At 65.7% G+C, this 18,012-nt stretch carries 18 protein-coding genes; 9 read left to right on the forward strand and 9 right to left on the reverse strand.

Annotation, left to right across the window (positions count from 1 at the left end; genetic code table 11):
• Positions 1-24: 24 nt before the first annotated feature.
• Positions 25-1,173 carry an MFS transporter gene (locus VRZ08_RS12145; RefSeq protein WP_408018402.1) on the reverse strand — a complete coding sequence of 383 codons (1,149 nt, stop codon included), beginning with the start codon at positions 1,171-1,173 and terminating at the stop codon, positions 25-27.
• A 395-nt stretch (positions 1,174-1,568) separates the two neighbouring features.
• Here VRZ08_RS12145 and rpmG point away from each other — a divergent pair, with 395 nt between their 5' ends.
• Positions 1,569-1,736, forward strand: coding sequence for a 50S ribosomal protein L33 (gene rpmG, locus VRZ08_RS12150; protein ID WP_011158674.1), 168 nt, complete (start codon positions 1,569-1,571; stop codon positions 1,734-1,736).
• A 230-nt stretch (positions 1,737-1,966) separates the two neighbouring features.
• Here rpmG and VRZ08_RS12155 read toward each other — a convergent pair whose 3' ends face one another.
• Both VRZ08_RS12155 and VRZ08_RS12160 read right to left on the reverse strand, forming a co-directional pair.
• Positions 1,967-3,340, reverse strand: a complete 1,374-nt coding sequence (locus VRZ08_RS12155; RefSeq protein ID WP_107344988.1) for a PleD family two-component system response regulator — start codon at positions 3,338-3,340, stop codon at positions 1,967-1,969.
• A gap of 10 nt (positions 3,341-3,350) precedes the next feature.
• Positions 3,351-3,716: a response regulator gene (locus VRZ08_RS12160; protein ID WP_011158678.1), complete on the reverse strand. Its 366-nt coding sequence runs from the start codon at positions 3,714-3,716 to the stop codon at positions 3,351-3,353.
• A 126-nt stretch (positions 3,717-3,842) separates the two neighbouring features.
• On the opposite strand from VRZ08_RS12160, the gene VRZ08_RS12165 reads away from it, so the two are divergent.
• A complete protein-coding gene (locus VRZ08_RS12165; RefSeq protein ID WP_107344989.1) occupies positions 3,843-4,142 on the forward strand; it encodes a DUF3572 domain-containing protein in 300 nt (99 codons plus the stop codon).
• Complete coding sequence (locus tag VRZ08_RS12170) at positions 4,139-5,434, forward strand: DNA polymerase IV (protein ID WP_414532686.1); 1,296 nt, start codon at positions 4,139-4,141, stop codon at positions 5,432-5,434. The genes VRZ08_RS12165 and VRZ08_RS12170 overlap by 4 nt, the downstream gene beginning before the upstream one ends.
• Before the next feature lie 123 nt (positions 5,435-5,557).
• Here VRZ08_RS12170 and VRZ08_RS12175 read toward each other — a convergent pair whose 3' ends face one another.
• Positions 5,558-6,424 (reverse strand): cell envelope integrity EipB family protein, encoded by an 867-nt coding sequence (locus VRZ08_RS12175; protein WP_107344991.1) that lies wholly within the window; start codon positions 6,422-6,424, stop codon positions 5,558-5,560.
• Positions 6,425-6,692: 268 nt separating this feature from the next.
• Here VRZ08_RS12175 and VRZ08_RS12180 point away from each other — a divergent pair, with 268 nt between their 5' ends.
• From VRZ08_RS12180 to VRZ08_RS12195, 4 genes are all read left to right on the forward strand, one after another.
• The gene (locus tag VRZ08_RS12180) at positions 6,693-7,160 is read left to right on the forward strand and encodes a RidA family protein (RefSeq protein WP_414532687.1); all 468 of its coding nucleotides are present in this window, start codon (positions 6,693-6,695) and stop codon (positions 7,158-7,160) included.
• A 19-nt stretch (positions 7,161-7,179) separates the two neighbouring features.
• Positions 7,180-7,926: a glycerophosphodiester phosphodiesterase gene (locus VRZ08_RS12185; RefSeq protein WP_414532688.1), complete on the forward strand. Its 747-nt coding sequence runs from the start codon at positions 7,180-7,182 to the stop codon at positions 7,924-7,926.
• 92 nt (positions 7,927-8,018) lie between these two features.
• Positions 8,019-9,248 (forward strand): GNAT family N-acetyltransferase, encoded by a 1,230-nt coding sequence (locus tag VRZ08_RS12190; protein WP_414532689.1) that lies wholly within the window; start codon positions 8,019-8,021, stop codon positions 9,246-9,248.
• A 49-nt stretch (positions 9,249-9,297) separates the two neighbouring features.
• Positions 9,298-9,726 carry an HIT family protein gene (locus VRZ08_RS12195; RefSeq protein WP_107357544.1) on the forward strand — a complete coding sequence of 143 codons (429 nt, stop codon included), beginning with the start codon at positions 9,298-9,300 and terminating at the stop codon, positions 9,724-9,726.
• Positions 9,727-9,731: 5 nt separating this feature from the next.
• Here the strand turns inward: VRZ08_RS12195 and tsaA are convergent, their stop codons facing one another.
• From tsaA to VRZ08_RS12210, 3 genes are read right to left on the reverse strand one after another with little or no spacing between them, the layout of a single operon-like run.
• On the reverse strand, positions 9,732-10,193 hold the full coding sequence (tsaA, locus tag VRZ08_RS12200; RefSeq protein WP_414532762.1) for a tRNA (N6-threonylcarbamoyladenosine(37)-N6)-methyltransferase TrmO: 462 nt from the start codon (positions 10,191-10,193) through the stop codon (positions 9,732-9,734).
• A 49-nt stretch (positions 10,194-10,242) separates the two neighbouring features.
• Positions 10,243-10,587: an AzlD domain-containing protein gene (locus tag VRZ08_RS12205; RefSeq protein WP_107344995.1), complete on the reverse strand. Its 345-nt coding sequence runs from the start codon at positions 10,585-10,587 to the stop codon at positions 10,243-10,245.
• Positions 10,584-11,327, reverse strand: a complete 744-nt coding sequence (locus VRZ08_RS12210) for an AzlC family ABC transporter permease (protein WP_107344996.1) — start codon at positions 11,325-11,327, stop codon at positions 10,584-10,586. The genes VRZ08_RS12205 and VRZ08_RS12210 overlap by 4 nt, the downstream gene beginning before the upstream one ends.
• A gap of 152 nt (positions 11,328-11,479) precedes the next feature.
• Here VRZ08_RS12210 and VRZ08_RS12215 point away from each other — a divergent pair, with 152 nt between their 5' ends.
• Positions 11,480-11,839, forward strand: coding sequence for a PilZ domain-containing protein (locus VRZ08_RS12215; RefSeq protein ID WP_414532690.1), 360 nt, complete (start codon positions 11,480-11,482; stop codon positions 11,837-11,839).
• 14 nt (positions 11,840-11,853) lie between these two features.
• Here the strand turns inward: VRZ08_RS12215 and VRZ08_RS12220 are convergent, their stop codons facing one another.
• On the reverse strand, positions 11,854-12,885 hold the full coding sequence (locus VRZ08_RS12220; RefSeq protein WP_414532763.1) for a transglycosylase SLT domain-containing protein: 1,032 nt from the start codon (positions 12,883-12,885) through the stop codon (positions 11,854-11,856).
• A 386-nt stretch (positions 12,886-13,271) separates the two neighbouring features.
• Here VRZ08_RS12220 and VRZ08_RS12225 point away from each other — a divergent pair, with 386 nt between their 5' ends.
• Positions 13,272-15,371, forward strand: a complete 2,100-nt coding sequence (locus VRZ08_RS12225) for an ArnT family glycosyltransferase (protein ID WP_414532691.1) — start codon at positions 13,272-13,274, stop codon at positions 15,369-15,371.
• A gap of 74 nt (positions 15,372-15,445) precedes the next feature.
• Here VRZ08_RS12225 and clpA read toward each other — a convergent pair whose 3' ends face one another.
• Complete coding sequence (gene clpA, locus VRZ08_RS12230; protein ID WP_107344999.1) at positions 15,446-17,830, reverse strand: ATP-dependent Clp protease ATP-binding subunit ClpA; 2,385 nt, start codon at positions 17,828-17,830, stop codon at positions 15,446-15,448.
• Between the last annotated feature and the right edge of the window lie 182 nt (positions 17,831-18,012).

Here is an 18,012-nt window from a genome sequence, read left to right on the forward strand (position 1 = left end):
TGCGTCTGCACCAGTAAACTCGAACTAACGGCGCGACCACCGTGCCGTTAGTTCCAGCAGCAAGGCGATCGCCGCCAGCGCGCCGCCATAGAGGCTCACTACCGTCCAGCCCCCGTGCGCCCAGGCGAAGGCGGCACCGGCCGAGCCGATCGATCCGCCGATGAACATCCCGGTCATGAACACAGTGTTGAGCCGGTTTCGCGCCTCCGGCACCAGCGCGTAGACAATGTGCTGGTTGGAAATCAGCGCGCCCTGCAGGCCGAAATCCAGCACCACCACGCCGATCAGCAGTCCGGCGATGCTGCCCCACAGCCCGAACAACATCCACGCCACCAAAACCAGCGCCGCCCCGATCGCAATCACCGGTCCCGGCCCGCTTCTGTCCGCGATCCGTCCGGCGATCGGCGCCGCAAGCACGCCGACCACGCCGACGAGGCCGAACAGGCCCGCCACCTCGGCCCCGAGCCCGAACTTCGGCTCCTGCAGATGCAGCGCCAGCACCGTCCAGAACACGCTGAAGGACGCGAACAGCGCCGCCTGCACGGCCGTCCCGCGCCGAAGATCCGGCTGCTGGCGCCACAGCGTGGCCAGCGACTTCAGCGCGGCACCGTAGCTGATATCGAGGTGGCCGTGATGGCGCGGCAGCAGCCACGCCATCAGCGCCGCGGCGGCGAGCGCCGCCGGCACCGCCAGCCAGAACATCTCCCGCCAGCCGAGGTGACCGGCGACGAACCCGGCCACCGTCCGGCTGAGCAGGATGCCGCACAACAGTCCGGCCATCACCAGGCCGATGGTCTTGCCGCGCCGCTCCGGCGCCGCCAGCGCGGCGGCAAACGGCACAACCTGCTGCGCCACCGACGCGCAGGCGCCGAGCGCCAGCGACGCGGCGATGATCAGCCAGGCTGACGGCGCGAGCGCCACCAACGCGGCCGCGACCGCCAGGAGCACGAACTGCCCGGTGATCAGCCGCCGCCGGTCGGTCAGATCGCCGAGCGGCACCAGCAGGAACAGCCCGACCGCATAGCCGAGCTGGGTGGCGGTCGGAATCATGCCGGTGAGCGCGGGGTTGCCGAGGTCGCGCTCGATCACCCCCAGCATCGGCTGGTTGTAATAGATGTTGGAAACACTGATGCCCGCGGCAGCGGCCATCGCCAGCGTCAGCCCCGCGCTCATCGCCGGACCCGGCACCGCTGTCCCGCCCGATCCCGGCTTCGGCGGAGGTTCGGGTTGAGAATTCTCCGCAATGCGCAGGGCCGGCTCACTGACGCTCATCTGGGGCCTTTCGTGACAGAATCGGGATCGAGGTTCCGAAGATGGGTCGCAGCGCTCCGAAATCGAGGGCGGCCGCAGGAAGATCTGCGATGCGCGGAACGCTGTCTTGTCGGATTTGCCCAGCTTTTGGCCGCTTTGGGTGCGAATTTCAGGTCTTAGAGGCGATTTCGTCGATCCTGCTCGCCTATCCCTGCAGAGAACCTTGACTTTCGGGCAGCCGTGGCTAGTTTGCCGGCCAAACGCGGGTCCTGACGTTCGACCTCGCCTGTTTATTCCCAAATTCGAGGTTTGAGATCATGGCCAAGGCGGTCACCATCAAGATCAAGCTCGTGTCGACGGCCGACACCGGGTTCTATTACGTGACGAAGAAGAACTCGCGCACCATGACCGACAAGATGGTCAAGAAGAAGTACGACCCGGTCGCGCGCAAGCACGTCGAGTTCAAGGAAGCCAAGATCAAGTAAGCCGCTTCGGCCTACTGACGGCATTCCTTCCGCGGGGCCTTCGGGCCCCGTTTCTATTTTCGACGATGATCGGCAGCCTTCGCGCAGCCAGCAGACGTCATCGCCCGCGCAGGCGGGCGATCAAGTATCCCAGAGCGCAAAGATCAACCGCTGAGCTGCGGCATACTGGATCCCCGCATCCGCGGGGATGACAGCTGTCCAGTAACGTGACGTCGTGCGGGTACTTTGGCTTACGCCGCCGCGGCGACCACGCGATTGCGGCCGTCGTGCTTGGCCCGGTACAGCGCGGTGTCGGCGCGTTTCAGCAGGTCGGGGATCGGCTCGCCCTTGCGCTCCAGCGTCGACAGCCCGATCGAAATCGTGACCTCGATCCGGCGCGCGCCCTTCTCGACTGCAAACGGCTCGCCGGCGATGGCGCGGCGCAGCCGCTCGGCCACCATCTGGGCGACGTGCAGATCGGTTTCCGGCATCACGATCACGAACTCCTCGCCGCCGTAGCGGCAAGCGAGATCGATGCCGCGGATCGACTTCTTGATCCGCAGCGCGAACTCGCGCAGCACGTCGTCGCCGGCATCGTGGCCATAGCTGTCGTTGATCGACTTGAAGAAGTCGATGTCGAGGATCATCAGCGCCAGCGGCTTGCCGCGCGCGCCCGCCTGCTCGGCGAGCGTCGCCAGATGGCTCTCCATGTAGCGCCGATTGTGCAGCCCGGTGAGACCGTCGGTGATCGCCATTTCAATCGAATGCTGCACATTGTCGCGCAGATGATCGGTGTAGCGGCGGCGGCGGATCTGGGTCCGCGCCCGCGCCATCAATTCGTTCTTGTCGACCGGCCGCAGCAGATAGTCGTTCACGCCGATCTCGAGCCCGCGCAGCAGCCGCGCATTGTTCTCGGCATCGGCGATCGCGAGGATCGGCACATGCCGGGTGCGCTCCAGCGAGCGCGCTTGGCTGCACAGCCGCAGCCCGTCGAAATTCTCCAGCCCCAGCGACACGATCAGCAGGTCGTAATTGCCGTCGGCGGCGTGGAACAGCGCTTCGGAAGGATTGGTCTCGACGTCGACGTCGTGCTCGGCGCTGAGCAGCGGCGCCAGCCGTTCGTAGGACGACGGCCGATCGTCGACCAGCAAAATGCGGCCGCCCTTGCCCTGATCGGCGACCGCTTCGCGCTCCGGTGCCTGCATGCCGATCTCGAGCGAGGTGATCGCCCGCATCCGCAGCTCATCGGTCATCATCTTCAGCCGGGTCAGCGACCGCACCCGTGCGATCAGCACGACATCCGACACCGGCTTGGTGAGGAAATCATCGGCGCCGGCCTCGAGGCCGCGCACGCGATCGGCCGGGCTGTCGAGCGCCGTCACCATCACCACCGGGATGAAATGCGTCTTCGGATTCGACTTCAGCCGGCGACAGACTTCGAAGCCGTCCATGTCCGGCATCATCACGTCGAGCAGCACGATGTCGCATTCGGCGCGCTGGCAGATCTCCAGCGCCTGAATGCCGTTCGATGCGGTGATGACGTCGAAATACTCGGCCGACAACCGGTCTTCGAGCAGCTTGACGTTCGCCGGGATGTCGTCGACCACCAAGATACGCGCTGACACGATACCACTCCTAGCCGATGAACCGCCGGACCGTCTCGATGAACTTGCCGACCGAGATCGGCTTGGACAAATAGGCTTCGCAGCCGCCTTCGCGGATTCGCTCCTCGTCGCCCTTCATCGCGAATGCGGTGACGGCTACCACCGGAATGTGACGGAGTTCGGCATCGTCCTTGATCCAGCGCGTGACTTCGAGCCCGGACACCTGCGGCAGCTGGATGTCCATCAGGATCAGATCGGGGCGCAGCTTGCGAACCAGGTCGAGCGCTTCGTAACCGTTGCTCGTTCCCGCCGTCTGGTAGCCATGGGCCTCCAGCAAGTCGCGAAAGAGCTTCATATTGAGCTCGTTGTCTTCGACGATCAGGACGGTTTTCGCCATCCCGCCCCTCCACTACTCGCACTAAAATGCCCGGGCCGGCGGCCCGCGATCGTTCGACAAGCCGCAAGACTCGGGCATGATTGAATAAAATAGAGACGAGAAGTTACGGAAAGGCAAACACAACCGATGCGAAAGCGGCTTCAAGATCCTCGCCAAGCGGCTGAAATCGTGGCGATTCAGGCGCTCTCCTTCATCGCGGGAGAACCCGAGCGGCTCGGCCTGTTTCTGGCTGAAACCGGGATCGGCCCGGAGACTCTGCGCAGTTCCGCCGCCGATCCGCAGTTCCTGATCAGCGTGCTGAACTTCGTGCTGCGCGACGACGCCACCGCCAAAGCCTTCGCCGACTCGGTCCAGCTCCACCCCACCAACGTCGCTGCGGCCCTGCAGGTGCTGGAGGACAAGCCATGGGAGCGTGACACGCCGTGAGCGGCGACGACCCAGGCGCACGGACTGCACCCGGCTTCTGCCGGGATTGCCTCGCCGACCAGCGCGCCGAGGCGCGGCGCTGCACGGCCTGCGGTTCGCCGCGCCTGCTGCGGCACCGGTCGCTCGGAACTCTGTCGCTCGCTCATATCGACTGCGACGCGTTCTATGCGACGGTGGAGAAGCGCGACAATCCGGAGCTTGCCGACAAGCCGGTGATCGTCGGTGGCGGCAAGCGCGGGGTGGTGTCGGCGGCCTGCTACATCGCTCGCACCTACGGGGTGCGCTCGGCGATGCCGATGTTCAAGGCGCTGGCGCTGTGCCCCTCGGCGTCGGTGGTGCGGCCCGACATGGCGAAGTATGTCCGGGTCGGCCGTGAGGTGCGGCAAGCGATGCGGGCGCTGACGCCGCTGGTCGAGCCGCTGTCGATCGATGAGGCGTTCCTCGACCTGGCCGGCACCGAACGGATGCACGGCATGATCCCCGCCAAGGTGCTGGCGAAGTTCGCCCGCGAGGTCGAGCGCGACATCGGCGTCACCGTCTCGGTCGGGCTGTCGTGCAACAAGTTCCTCGCCAAGATCGCGTCCGATCTCGACAAGCCGCGTGGCTTCGCCGCGCTGGATCAGGACGAAGCCCGCGAGATGTTGGCGCCGCGGCCGGTCGGCTTCATCTTCGGCGTCGGCCCGGCCACCGCGTCGCGGCTGGCGAGCCGCGGTTTCCGCACCATCGCGGATCTGCAGCGCGCCGATGAGATCGAGCTGATGCGGCAGTTCGGCGACGAAGGCCGGCGGCTGTGGCGGCTGGCGCGCGGCATCGACGACCGCAAGGTGGTGCCCGATCGCGGCGCCAAATCGATTTCCAACGAGACTACCTTCGAGGACGACATTCGCGACCTCGCGACGCTGGAGAAGATCCTATGGCGCCTGTCGGAGAAGGTGTCGTCGCGGCTGAAAAGCGCCGCTCTCTCCGGCTCGACAATTACTCTGAAACTGAAGACCGCCGACTTTCGCCAGCGCACCCGCGCCCAGACCATCCACGCGCCGACCCAGATGGCCAACCGGATCTTCTCGGTGTCACGCGAGATGCTGAGCAAGGAAGTCGACGGCACCGCGTTCCGGCTGATCGGTACCGGCGTCAGCGCGCTGACCGAGCAGACCGGCCCGGCGGAGGACGACATGCTCGACCGCCGCTCCGCCCACGCGGAACGCGCGATCGACGACCTGCGCAAGAAGTTCGGCGACGCCGCGGTGATCCGCGGCATCGCGTTCGATCGGGTGCAGAAGCCGCAGGGATGACGGCGATCAGCCCGAACGGACAAGTCATTATGAGCGCAGCGAAGCCATCCAGGAGCGTTACGCACTCACAGATCGACTGCTTCGTCGCGATACTCCTCGCAATAACGGATCGCGAGGGCCTTGTTACTTACACGGCTTGTCGGACTTGACCTCGAGCTTGCCCATCGCGCCGGCGAGGACGAAGTCGTTGTAGTCGAGCACCAGCGAACGCGACACGCCGTTCTCGTAGAGTTCGAACGACATCGCATAGACCGGCGTCTGTTCGCCGGTGGCGGACTTGGCGTCGCGATCGTAGTAGCTCACCGTCACCGGCCAGCGCGTCAGCGCCTTCATCGCATCGTCGTTGGTGGACGGATCGGGCGACGCCACCGCGCCGCTCCCCTTGATCGGCTGCCCGATCACCGTCAGCGTGTTGTACACCTTCTCGCCATTGTCCGAGCCGTCATATACCGACAGGTTCAGCAGCGACTTGCCGGCGCGCGCGGCTTCGATGATGCGTTCGATCTGCTCGGTCGGGAACACGGTCGAGCCGTCGAGTTCGAACGTCTTCTGCACCGGCTGTTTCAGCTTCACCGTGATATGATCGCCGGTGCGCTCGGCCATGCCGTCGACGTCGCTCTCCTTGGAGTCGTCCATCCGGGTGCCGATCTTGAACCGATAGCTCTTGCCTGCTGCGTCCTCCCAGCTCGACGAACGCAGATCGCTGAGCGTGTTCTTGCCCTCGCCGCTCTGGATCTCCGAGACCTGACGGAAATCGGAGGTGTAGCCTTCGCAGGCGTTGCCGGAGAAATTGTACAGGATGCGGCCGCGCACCGTGCTGATCGAGGCGTTGTTGCGGGTCTTCACCAGGCTGAGGTCGTACAGCGCCTGGTGCGGCAGGAAGTTGATCGCGGGGCCGGCGATGGCTGCCGATCCGCTCGACATGGCGAAGGCCGCCACGATTGCCAGCAGTCCCCGGCTCGGTCGCGTCGTCTGTCGTGACACGGGCATGTCGTCTCCCTGATAACGGTCGGATTAAAATAAGCAGCGGCCGGAGTCGCCGCAACGGCCGGGATTCGTGGACCACCGGATTGCGGTGAAATCACGGAGCAATTTGGTTCAAACCCAATTTGATCGGAACCTGCCGGCCGACACGGTTGCAAGCGGAGCAGGCTTTGCCAGTTGCAGCGGCTTGCTTGCCACAGCCTGCGCAATCGGCCAAACAAGACCGCCCGGCCGAACGGAGCGCCGGGAGACGCGACGAGCAATGGGGATCGGCATGACCGGGGTGATCGAGCAGAAACTGACCGCGCAGGGCATCGTGTTGCACGAGCCGGCAAGCCCGGTCGCCAACTATGTGGGCTTCGTCCGCACCGGCAATCTGCTGGTGGTATCCGGGCAGGTTTGTTTTGACGGCGAAGGCAAGCTGGTCGCCCAGGGCAAGCTCGGCGCCGACGTCTCGATCGAACAGGGCAACGCCGCAGCGCGCGCTTGCGCGATCAACCTGCTGGCGCAGCTCAAGGCGGCGCTGGGCGATCTCGACAAGGTGGTGCGTGTGGTGCGGCTGGGCGGTTTCATCAACTCAACGCCGGACTTCGCCGACGGGCCGAAGGTGATGAACGGCGCCTCCGACCTGATGGTCGCGGTGTTCGGCGACAAGGGCCGCCACGCCCGCACCACCGTCGGCGTCGCCTCGCTGCCGGCCAATGCCGCGGTCGAGGTCGAAGGCCTGTTTGAAGTCGCGTAACCTCGCGGGAGACAGAGCGATGCGCGCGCCCGACTGGCTGACCGCCCGACCGGTCGCGCATCGCGGCCTGCACGACCGTGCCCGCGGCATCGTCGAAAATATGCCCGGCGCGATCAACGCAGCGATCGCTGGCAATTTCAGCATCGAAGTGGACATCCAGCTCACCGCCGACGGTGAAGCGATGGTCCACCATGACGACAATCTCGGCCGACTGACCGACGGTGACGGGGCCTTGCTCGGCATGACGGCCGCGCAGCTCCGCCAGGTGCCGTTCAAGGATACGCCCGAGCGGATGATGTCGGTCGGCGAGCTGTGCGACCTCGTCGCCGGCCGCGCGGCGTTGGTGATCGAACTGAAGAGCCATTTCGACGGCGACCGCAAGCTCGCCCGCCGGCTGCTCCAGGTGCTGGACAGCTACAAGGGGCCGGTCGCGGCGATGTCGTTCGATCCCGACCAGGTGCTGGCGCTGCGCCAGCTCGCGCCGAAGCTGCCGCGTGGCATCACCGCGGAGCGTCGCTATGACGACGCCTATTGGGCGAAGCTCAACGAGGCGCAGCGCGACCCGATGGTGGCGCTGAAGCACGGTCTCAGAACCCAGCCGCATTTCGTCGCCTACCGGGTCGACGACCTCCCTGCCCCGGCGCCGTGGATCGCGCGCAATTTGTTCGGCTGCGCACTGCTGAGCTGGACGGTGCGTACCCCCGAACAGCGCGCCCGCGCCGCCCGCTATGCCGACCAGATGATCTTCGAGGGCTTTGTTCCGTAATCGTGACCGCAACCGGTCTTGAACGAAGCGCGGCAAATGCCCAATCTCTGCGAAATGACAGTCAGCAGCGCTCTTTCCCCCGGTTCGGCGGTTTGACGACAACATCCGACATCACGCTGGAAGCAGTGTCATCGGTGGATGCGATCTCCGCCGCCGATTGGGATGCCTGCGCGCACTCCGGAACGATCGTCCCTCATCCGGATGGGGCCGGCAGCGCCTGCACCGCCGCGACAACCGCCTACAATCCGTTTCTCAGCCACGCGTTCTTCGCCGCGCTCGAACAGTCGCGGTCGGCAAGTGCCCGCACCGGCTGGGGGCCGCGGCACCTGATCGCCCGCGAGGACGGCCGCATCGTCGGGCTCGTGCCGTGTTATCTGAAATCGCATTCGCAGGGCGAGTACGTGTTCGACCGCGGCTGGGCCGATGCGTATGAGCGCGCCGGCGGCAGCTACTATCCCAAGCTTCAGGTGTCGGTGCCGTTCACCCCTGCAACCGGGCCGCGCCTGCTGATCCGCGATGGCGTCGATCCGGCGCGTGTCGGCGGCGCGCTGGTGAACGGTTTGATGGCGCTGTGCGATCTCAGCAAGGCCTCGTCGGTGCACGTCACCTTCGCACGCGAGAGCGAGTGGCGGTTCCTCGCCGAGCGCGGTTTCCTGCAGCGCACCGACCAGCAGTTTCACTGGCACAATGCCGGCTATTCAAGCTTCGACGATTTTCTCGCGACGCTGAACTCGCGCCATCGCAAGGGCATCAAGCGCGAGCGGCGCGACGCGGTTGCGAACGGCATCACCATCCATCACCTCACCGGCGCAGATATCACTGAGGACGCGTGGGACGCGTTCTTCGAGTTCTACATCGAGACCGGCTCACGCAAATGGGGACGGCCCTACCTGAACAGGGAATTCTATTCCCTGATCGGCCAGAGCATGAGCGAGGACGTGCTGCTGGTGATGGCGAAGCGCAACGGCCGCTGGATCGCCGGCGCGATCAACTTCATCGGCGGCGACACGCTGTTCGGCCGACATTGGGGCGCGATCGAGCATCATCCATTTCTGCATTTCGAGGTGTGCTACTATCAGGCGATCGACTTTGCGATCACGCGCGGCCTCAAGGTCGTCGAAGCCGGCGCACAGGGCGAGCACAAGATCGCGCGTGGCTATCTGCCGCAGACCACCTACTCGGCGCACTTCATCGCAGACCCGGCGCTGCGCCGCGCGATCGCCGATTATCTCAAGCGCGAACGAATGTATGTTGACGAGATGGGCCGCGAGCTGACTGAAGCCGGTCCATTTAAAAAAGGTAACATCGCCGATCCGGCTTGACCCGCCTATGCACGGTGACGACAATCGCGCCGCCAAGCCCGGAGCAACCATGACCGCTTACGATCCCGAGAATATTTTCGCCAAGATCCTGCGCGGCGAAATCCCGTGTCACAAAATCTATGAAGACGATCACGTCTTCGCCTTCCTCGACATCATGCCGCGGTCGACCGGCCACACGCTGGTGATCCCGAAAGCACCGGCGCGCAACATCCTCGACATCACGCCCGAGGATTTCGCCCATGTGGCGCGCGGCGCGCATAAGATCGCACACGCGGCGATGAAGGCGTTCAAAGCCGACGGCATCGTGGTGCAGCAGTTCAGCGAACCGGCCGCCGGCCAGGTCGTCTATCATCTGCACATGCACGTGATGCCGCGCCACGAAGGCGTGCCGCTGCTGCCGCCGGCCTCGCGCAAGGAAGAGCCCGCGGTGCTTGAACAACACGCCGCACAACTGAAGGCGGCACTGTCACAGAGCTGAGACGGCTACTTCACCATCGAGTGCACGCAGCGATCCGGCTTCAAGTCGATCAGCGGCGTGCCGTCGAGGCAATCGAGGCCGCGCACCAACACGGTCGCGCCCTCGATCCCGACCACCGCCACCGACGAAATTCCGATTGGGTTCGGTCGCAGCGGCGAGCGCAGAGCGAAGGTGCCGCGCGGTCCGTCGATACCGTGGCCACGCTGGATCACCAGATCGCGCCGCGACAGATGCAGCCAGTACACCACCTGGGCATGGGCAAATTTGTCGAGTCCTTGGAGCGCCTGAATCCACGGCTCGAAGATCTCGAGCCGGCACACCGGCCCGTCGTGACTGCCCTGCCGCGGCGTCTCGCCGCGCGACGTCCAGGGCGTGTGAATGCGGCCGATGAACACCAGACCGGCATCGGTCGGCGGCGGCACCTCGACCACGACCTCGCCTTCGCGGATCTCACCTCTGTCCATCATCATGCGCCTTCTCAATGACAGCCCGGTGTAGCGTGAAACCGCATAGGTTTCACCGCCACCAAAGTTGGCCGATCAGCAGCACCGCCTCGCCCGCCACCACGCCGGCGAAGATCGAGCGGCGCGCGGCCAGAAACACCGCAAGGCCGGCTGCCACCGCACCATAGCGCAGCATCGGCGACACGCTCGCCAATGCGCCCGGCGGCAGGAACAGGATCTGCGCAATCACGCCCGCCAGGATCGCGGTGGCAACCGCGCGCACCCAGATCAAAAGCTCCGAGCCTTCGTCGATGCCACCACCGAGCCACAGTCCGAGCATCCGCCAGGCCTCGTTCGGCAGCACGCCGGCGAGCACCAGCACCATCAGCGCCTGCCAATTGCCGATGAAGTCGCTCACGCCCGCCTCCGTCGCCGCATCCAGTGCACGCCGTAGGCGATCGTCCCGGCCGAGACGCCGCTGATCAGCACGTCGACGCCGGTATGCAGCAGCGCGACCAGCGGAAACAACGCCAGCCCGAGCAGCAGCGCGACGACGTCGGCGAGTTCGCGGCAGTTGCGCGCCGTCGATAGCAGAAACGCCAGCGGCGTCAGCAGCAGGATCGCAGCGCCGAACGACTGCGGCAGGTTCGCCGCGAGCAGAAAGCCGATCACATTGGCAACGAGACACACCGAGACCAGGCCGGTGCCGAGACCATTGGCGAAGGCAACGCGCCGCTCGCGCGGCACCTGCGGCAGCAGACGGAAGCACTCCACCCACATCGTCACCGCGACGAAGTGCGCCGGCAGCACGAGATGCCGCAACTTTGTAGTCGGCGTTCTCAGCATCGGCAGCACCGACACCACCATGGGAAACAGCCGGATCGCCGACACGGTGACGGCGATCGCCGCCTGCACCGGCGTCGCACCGGAGCCGAGCGACGAGATCAGGATGATCTGTGCCGGGCCGGCCCACACCAGCACCGTGCTCAGCAGCACCCAGCCGAGGCTGAAATGGCTGTCATGGGCAAGCGCACCGATGCCGATGAAGGTCGCGAACAGCACCAGGGTCAGCACACTGCCGCTGGCGGCAATCAGGCCGCGGAGAAAGGCACGGCCGGGGCTGTGCCAGTGCGGCGAAGTCGAGGAGGAAACGGGCATGCGGTCTCTGCGAGTTACGCCCCATACGCGCTGCCCAGGGCGCTGCGGTCAAGGCGCTGCGTTTACCTTAACCATTGGTTTCTCTTCAGTCGAATTCGGGAATCGCCACCACCTGTGATAGCAAAACACAACCATTGCGACAGGAGACGGGGATGTTCGATCGACGGTGCACAGCTCGCCAGCGCGTTTACTATGGCGGCCGCCTGGTGTTTCAGGCTCGCGCATCCACGTTCGACTGCATCGTCCGCAACTTTTCGGGGAACGGCGCGCAGGTCGAGGTCGACAATCCTGCAGCCGTGCCGGACACCGTCGAGTTGATGATCCCCCGTCAGGGCATCTCCTATTTCGGCCGGATCGTCTGGCGCCGCGAGAACATGGCCGGCCTCGTCCTGGAGACGCCGCGGCGCCACGTGGATTCGCTGCCACTCGACATCGCGCTCCGGCTGCGCGCAACCGAGCGCGTCAACCAGCAGCTCCGCACGCAGCTCAGCGACCTGCGCTCCCAATTCTGATCCGCCTCAGGCCGTCAGCCTCGATTGCGCAGCACCAGGCACGCCTGCCCGGCTCGGCGGATCTGCTTGCACAGATCGTCCGCTTCGCCGCGCGTGTCGGCGCCAATCCGCACCTGATAGAACGGCCGGGTCCCGCGGCTGCGGAACAGGCCGCTCAGCAATGTCGGGTCACGCTCGCCGATCACACCGCTCAGCCGCGACATCGCTCGCGCGTAGCTCGCCAGCGCGCGGTTGCGATTGAACCCGGCGGCGAGTTGCACACCCCAGGGCCGATCGGCGCCGAGCTTCACACGTTGTTCGAGCTCGGCGACGAACGGATTCGGCGCCCGCTTCAACAGCGCCATCAGCGTGCGGCAATCGGTGTCTGCCTTGGTCTCCGGCAGCTTTGCGGCACGTCCCGCCTTGGCCCAGTCGTCGACCGAACTGCCGGTGATCGCGAACACGTAGTCCCGCGTCTGCAGCGGCATGCCGCCAGTCCCGGCGAGCCATTCCTGCACCCGGCGCGGCCCGGCGTTATAGGCGGCGGCTGCAAGCCCGAGATTGCCGAACTGATCGCGCAGCTCCTTGAGGAATTCGGCCGACTTCGGCAGCGCCTGCACGGGATCGAACGGATCGAGCAGCCGCCGCTCGCTGGCCGTGCCGGGCATGAACTGGGCGATGCCTTGCGCACGCTTGCCGCTGCGCGTGACCGGGCCAATGGCATCCGGCTGAAACCGGCTCTCCTGCCAGATCACCCGGGCGAAAAATTCCAGCGGCAAATCGTGCGCCTTGGCGGCGGATTCGATCATCAGGCAGATCGACTCCCGCGTACCGGAGTCTCCGCCCTTGTCGGTGGCATCGGCCGGCTTGTCGCCGGGTGTGGCTTGATTGGGCTCTGCAGCAGGCTTGGCATGGTCCGCGGCAGGTGCGGGCTTGCTCGGCTCGGCCGCAGCCGGCGGCGCGGCGGCGTCCGTCTTTGGCTGTGGGGTATCCTTAGCATGCACGGTCGCGCAGGCGAGCAAGGTCAGCGCGGCCGCAACGGGCGCAAGCCAAGGCGGCCGGATCATGCGCGGTTTCCCTTCAACGGCCGCATTCCTTGACTCACCCAGGCAACGGACTAGCAATTCACGACGCAGTTTCGGGAACGCATGATGGCCGAAACTGATCCGAATGCCAGCGCTGCGGCCGATGCCAAAAGCTGTGCGAGAGTCTGGGTCGAAACGGCGCAGCGATACCGCAAGCCTCGTTGTCGCCTCGTCTTTCCGGCAATTGCCTGGTCGACCCGTTGGACTAAAACGTCGATTCGAAACGCCACGCGCGAACCGCGGCATCGATACCGCAGGTTCGGACTCGCCAGGGGACGACGACCATCAAGCGCAAACAACCAAAACAGCGCCGGCCGAAGAAGAAGCATCACGGCGGTCAGCCGCGACCGGCCGCCGCTGCACGAGCGTTGCCGCCGGACGATGAAGCCGCGGCTGCGTCGAGCGACGACGCGCATCAGGTCACCGCTGAGCCTACGGCCGCGAAGCCGGCACCGGCCACCGCCGAGCCGCGCCTTGTGCCGCCGCCTGTCAAACCGCAGAGCGCGCCGAAACCAACCGCTGGTCCGAAGCCGAAGCAACCGCAGATCAAACCGGCCAAGCCCGCGCGCGGGACCGGACAGATTGCGCCAGCGCCCGCCGCGGCTCCTGCGGCGACCGCGCGGCCCGCCGCTGCGCGCGCCAGCTTCCTGCCGCTGACGCTGCTGCTCGGCGCCTGCGACAGTCTTTTCGACATGCTGCGCAACCGTCCGCAGCGGCTGCTGCTATGGGTGCTCGGCCTGTACGGCACGCTGTGGTTCATCAGCGCCATCAGCTTCCCCGGACTGCCCGCCGTCGGCTACGAAATGGCGCTGTTCGGCAGCGAGCTGCAGGGCGGCTATTGGAAGTATCCGCCGCTGGCGCCGTGGCTGACCGAACTCGCTTCACTCGCCACCGGACGCTGGAACGGCGCACAGCTTCTGCTCGCGCTGGGCTCCGCGCTGATGACGCTGGCGCTGCTGTGGCGCCTTGGCGCCTCGATCTTTGGCCCCAGCGGTGCGACGCTCGCTGTGGCGCTCACCATCCTGATCGGCTGCTTCGGCCCGCAGGTCACCGCCTACGATCCGGCGATCGCCAGCCTGCCCTTTGCGGTCGCTGTGGTGTTACTTTATCGCCGCGCCGTACTCGGCGGCGCGCGGTCGAGCTGGATCGGGCTCGGCATTGCCGCTGCGCTGCTGATCTCGACTAACCATGCCGGTGCTGCACTCGTCCTCGTGCTGATCGGACATCTGGTGCTGACCGCAGATGGTCGCCGCCGGCTGGCGACCAGTGGCGTGGCGGTCGCCGCGGGCGCCTGTTTCGTGGTGCTGCTGCCGCACCTGATGTGGCTGGCGCAGGCCCAGATCGCCTCGCCTGTCGCGGACGACGGAGCGACAGGGTTGTGGCCGCGGATCAGTGCGGCGTTCGCTTTCGTGTTCGGCCAGGTCGGGCTCAACCTCGGACTGATCGTCATCGCCGGCCTCGCTTTCGTCCCGCGGCTGCCGCTGCAGGGGGAGCCGGCGGACCTCAAACTCACTGCTCCGAGCGCGTTCGATCGCTCGCTGCTGGCCGCAGCGGCAGTGCTGCCGTCGATGCTGGTCGGGCTCGGCAGCGTGTTCGGCTGGTTCACGATCGGCGCCTACACCGGCAGCGCACTGGTGGCGTTCTCAGGTCTGGCTCTGGTGGCGTTGCTGCCGGCCCGGCTGACGATCCGCGCGCCGCGCCTCGCGATCGCCGCCTGGATGCTGGTGCTGTTCGGCGTCCCGATCGGCTATGCGACCTCGACCTACTCCCGCGCCTACGGCAGCGGGCCGGTGCCGACCGAGCTGTATCCGGCCAAGGCGCTGTCGAAAGCGATGCAGTCGGTGTGGAAGAGCCGGACCACCCACCCGCTTGAAATCGTCACCGGCAGCACGCGCGAGGCCGGCTTCGTCGCAGCCTATGCCTCGCCGCGGCCATCGGTGTTCATCGACGCCGATTTTGCCAAGAGCCCCTGGATCACCGCGGACAGGCTGAAGCGCTCCGGCACCCTGGTGGTGTGGAGCACGGACGAATTCAAACGCACCGACGAGCTGCCGGCGCCGTATCGGACGGCACTCGGCAATGCGCCCCCGGTATTCGGCACCATGGTGCTGCCGCTCGGCGGCGGCAAGCTGAAGGCCTACGGTTGGGCCATGATCCCGCCGGACGGCGTGGTGCTACCGCCTCCGGCCTCCGCTGCGCCGCCGGCGCCCAGCGTGGCACCTGCGCCGACACCGCCTTCGCCTGCACCAGCGCCAGCCCCACCTAGCCCGCCTGTTGCCGCTCCAGAGGCAACTCAGCCTGCTCCGCCCGAGGCCGCAGAGCCTGCCGCACCGGCCGCAACGGCGCCTGCGCAGCCATCTGCTCCGCCTGCTGTGGCCGAACCCGAGAAGCCGGAGGCGCCCGCCGCGCCGCCGCCGGACGAGCAGCCGTCGCCGGCCGGACCGTCACCGACGCGGTCACCGGAGTAGCGCCTGTTAGCTCCACAAACGACGAGGCCGGCGATCGCTCGCCGGCCTCGCTGATTGAGATCGTTGGTTTCAGATCAGGCCTTCTCGACCTGATCCTTCACCTTGGCCTTGCGGGCCGAGCCGCCACGCTTCTTGCCGGGCAGATTTTCCGGCTTCGGCGTCACGGGGCCGTCGAGGAATTCGAAGCCGATCTTCTCCAGCTCGACACCGGCGACGGCGTCGTCCTTGACCAGCACGACCTTGACGTGGCCGCCACCCTTCAGCCGGCCGAACAGCACTTCGTCGGCCAGCGGCTTCTTGATGTGCTCCTGGATCACCCGGGCCATCGGCCGGGCACCCATCTGCTCGTCGTAGCCATGCTGCACCAGCCACGCCTTGGCGGGCTCGGACAGCTCGATGGTGACGTCGCGGTCCGCAAGCTGAGCTTCGAGCTGCAGCACGAACTTCTCCACCACCATGCCGATGACGTCGGCATTGAGATGCGCGAACGACACGATCGCATCGAGACGGTTGCGGAATTCCGGCGCGAACTGCCGGTTGATCGCCTCGTGGTCGTCGCCTTCCCGCTTGTTGCGCGTGAAGCCGAACGCCTGCCGAGCCAGATCCGCCGCACCCGCGTTCGTGGTCATGATCAGGATGACGTTGCGGAAGTTGACCTGCTTGCCGTTGTGGTCGGTGAGCCGGCCGTGATCCATGATCTGCAGCAACACATTGTACAGATCCGGATGCGCCTTCTCGATTTCGTCGAGCAGCACCACGCAGTGCGGATGCTGATCGACGCCGTCGGTCAACAGGCCGCCCTGGTCGAAGCCGACATAGCCGGGAGGCGCGCCGATCAGACGCGACACGGTATGCCGCTCCATGTACTCCGACATATCGAAGCGCAGCAGTTCGACGCCGAGCGTCGACGCGAGCTGCTTGGCGACTTCGGTCTTGCCGACGCCGGTCGGGCCCGAGAACAGGTAGCAGCCAATCGGCTTCTCCGGTTCACGCAGGCCGGCACGCGCCAGCTTGATCGACGCCGACAGCGCCTCGATCGCCTTGTCCTGACCGAACACTACGCGCTTCAGAGTCTGCTCGAGATGCTTGAGCACCTCGGCGTCGTCCTTCGACACGCTCTTCGGCGGGATCCGCGCCATCGTCGCGACGGTGGCTTCGATTTCCTTGATACCAATCGTCTTCTTGCGCTTGTTCTCGGACAGCAGCATCTGCGCCGCGCCCGACTCGTCGATGACGTCGATCGCCTTGTCCGGCAGCTTCCGGTCATGGATGTAGCGCGACGACAGCTGCACCGCGGATTCGATCGCCTCGTTGGTGTACTTCAGCTTGTGGTAGTCCTCGAAGTAAGGCTTCAGCCCCTTCAGGATCGCGATCGCGTCTTCGACCGTCGGCTCGTTGACGTCGATCTTCTGGAAACGCCGCACCAGAGCGCGGTCCTTCTCGAAGTGCTGACGGTATTCCTTATAGGTGGTCGAGCCCATGCATCGAATGGTGCCCGAAGCCAAGGCAGGCTTGAGCAAATTCGAGGCATCCATCGCGCCACCGGACGTGGCACCGGCACCGATCACGGTGTGGATCTCGTCGATGAACAGGATCGCGTTCGGATGCGCTTCGAGCTCCTTCAACACCTGCTTGAGGCGTTCCTCGAAGTCACCGCGATAGCGCGTACCTGCCAGCAGCGTGCCCATGTCCAGCGAGAACACGGTGGCGGCGGACAGCACCTCCGGCACCTCGCCGTCGACGATGCGCTTGGCGAGACCTTCGGCGATGGCCGTTTTGCCGACGCCGGCTTCGCCGACGAACAGCGGGTTGTTCTTCTGCCGGCGGCACAGCACCTGGATCGCGCGGCTGATCTCGGCATTGCGCCCGATCACCGGATCGATCTTACCGTCGCGGGCCTTCTTGTTGAGGTTGACGCAATAGGTCTCGAGCGCGTCGCCCTTCTTCTTGGAGTCGTCGCCGCCCTTGGTCTCGGTCTCTTCGTCAACACCGCGCACCGGGCGAGCTTCGGACACGCCGGGACGCTTGGCGATGCCGTGGCTGATGTAGTTGACTGCATCGTAGCGCGTCATGTCCTGCTCCTGCAGGAAGTACGCGGCATGGCTTTCACGCTCGGCGAAGATCGCGACCAGCACGTTGGCGCCGGTCACTTCCTCACGACCCGAGGATTGCACATGGATCACGGCGCGCTGAATCACGCGCTGGAAGCCGGCGGTCGGCTTGGCGTCCTCAGATCCGTCGGTCACCAAATTCTCGAACTCGGTTTCGAGATAGTTGACCAAGCTGGTGCGCAGCTTGTCGAGATCGACGCTGCAGGCGCGCATCACCGCGGCCGCGTCGGAATCGTCGACCAGAGACAACAGCAGATGTTCGAGGGTTGCGTACTGGTGGTGACGCTCGTTGGCGATGGCGAGCGCACGATGGAGGGATTGCTCAAGGCTTTGGGAAAATGTCGGCATCTCGTCCTCTGTGTCCCCCGCTGATCATGATCGCCGCTGCACCGTGACGCAACAACAACCTTTCCAGATATAGTGTCCAAACCTGATCGCGAAAGACTGGTTCCGTATCAGTCCGTCCACCCAGCAAGTCCGGGAAAACCCGCCAGCTTGGACCAATGCAAAACCTGTTCCGAGTTTGGCGA

The organism is Rhodopseudomonas sp. G2_2311 (assembly GCF_047501505.1).
Lineage (GTDB): Bacteria > Pseudomonadota > Alphaproteobacteria > Rhizobiales > Xanthobacteraceae > Rhodopseudomonas > Rhodopseudomonas palustris_H.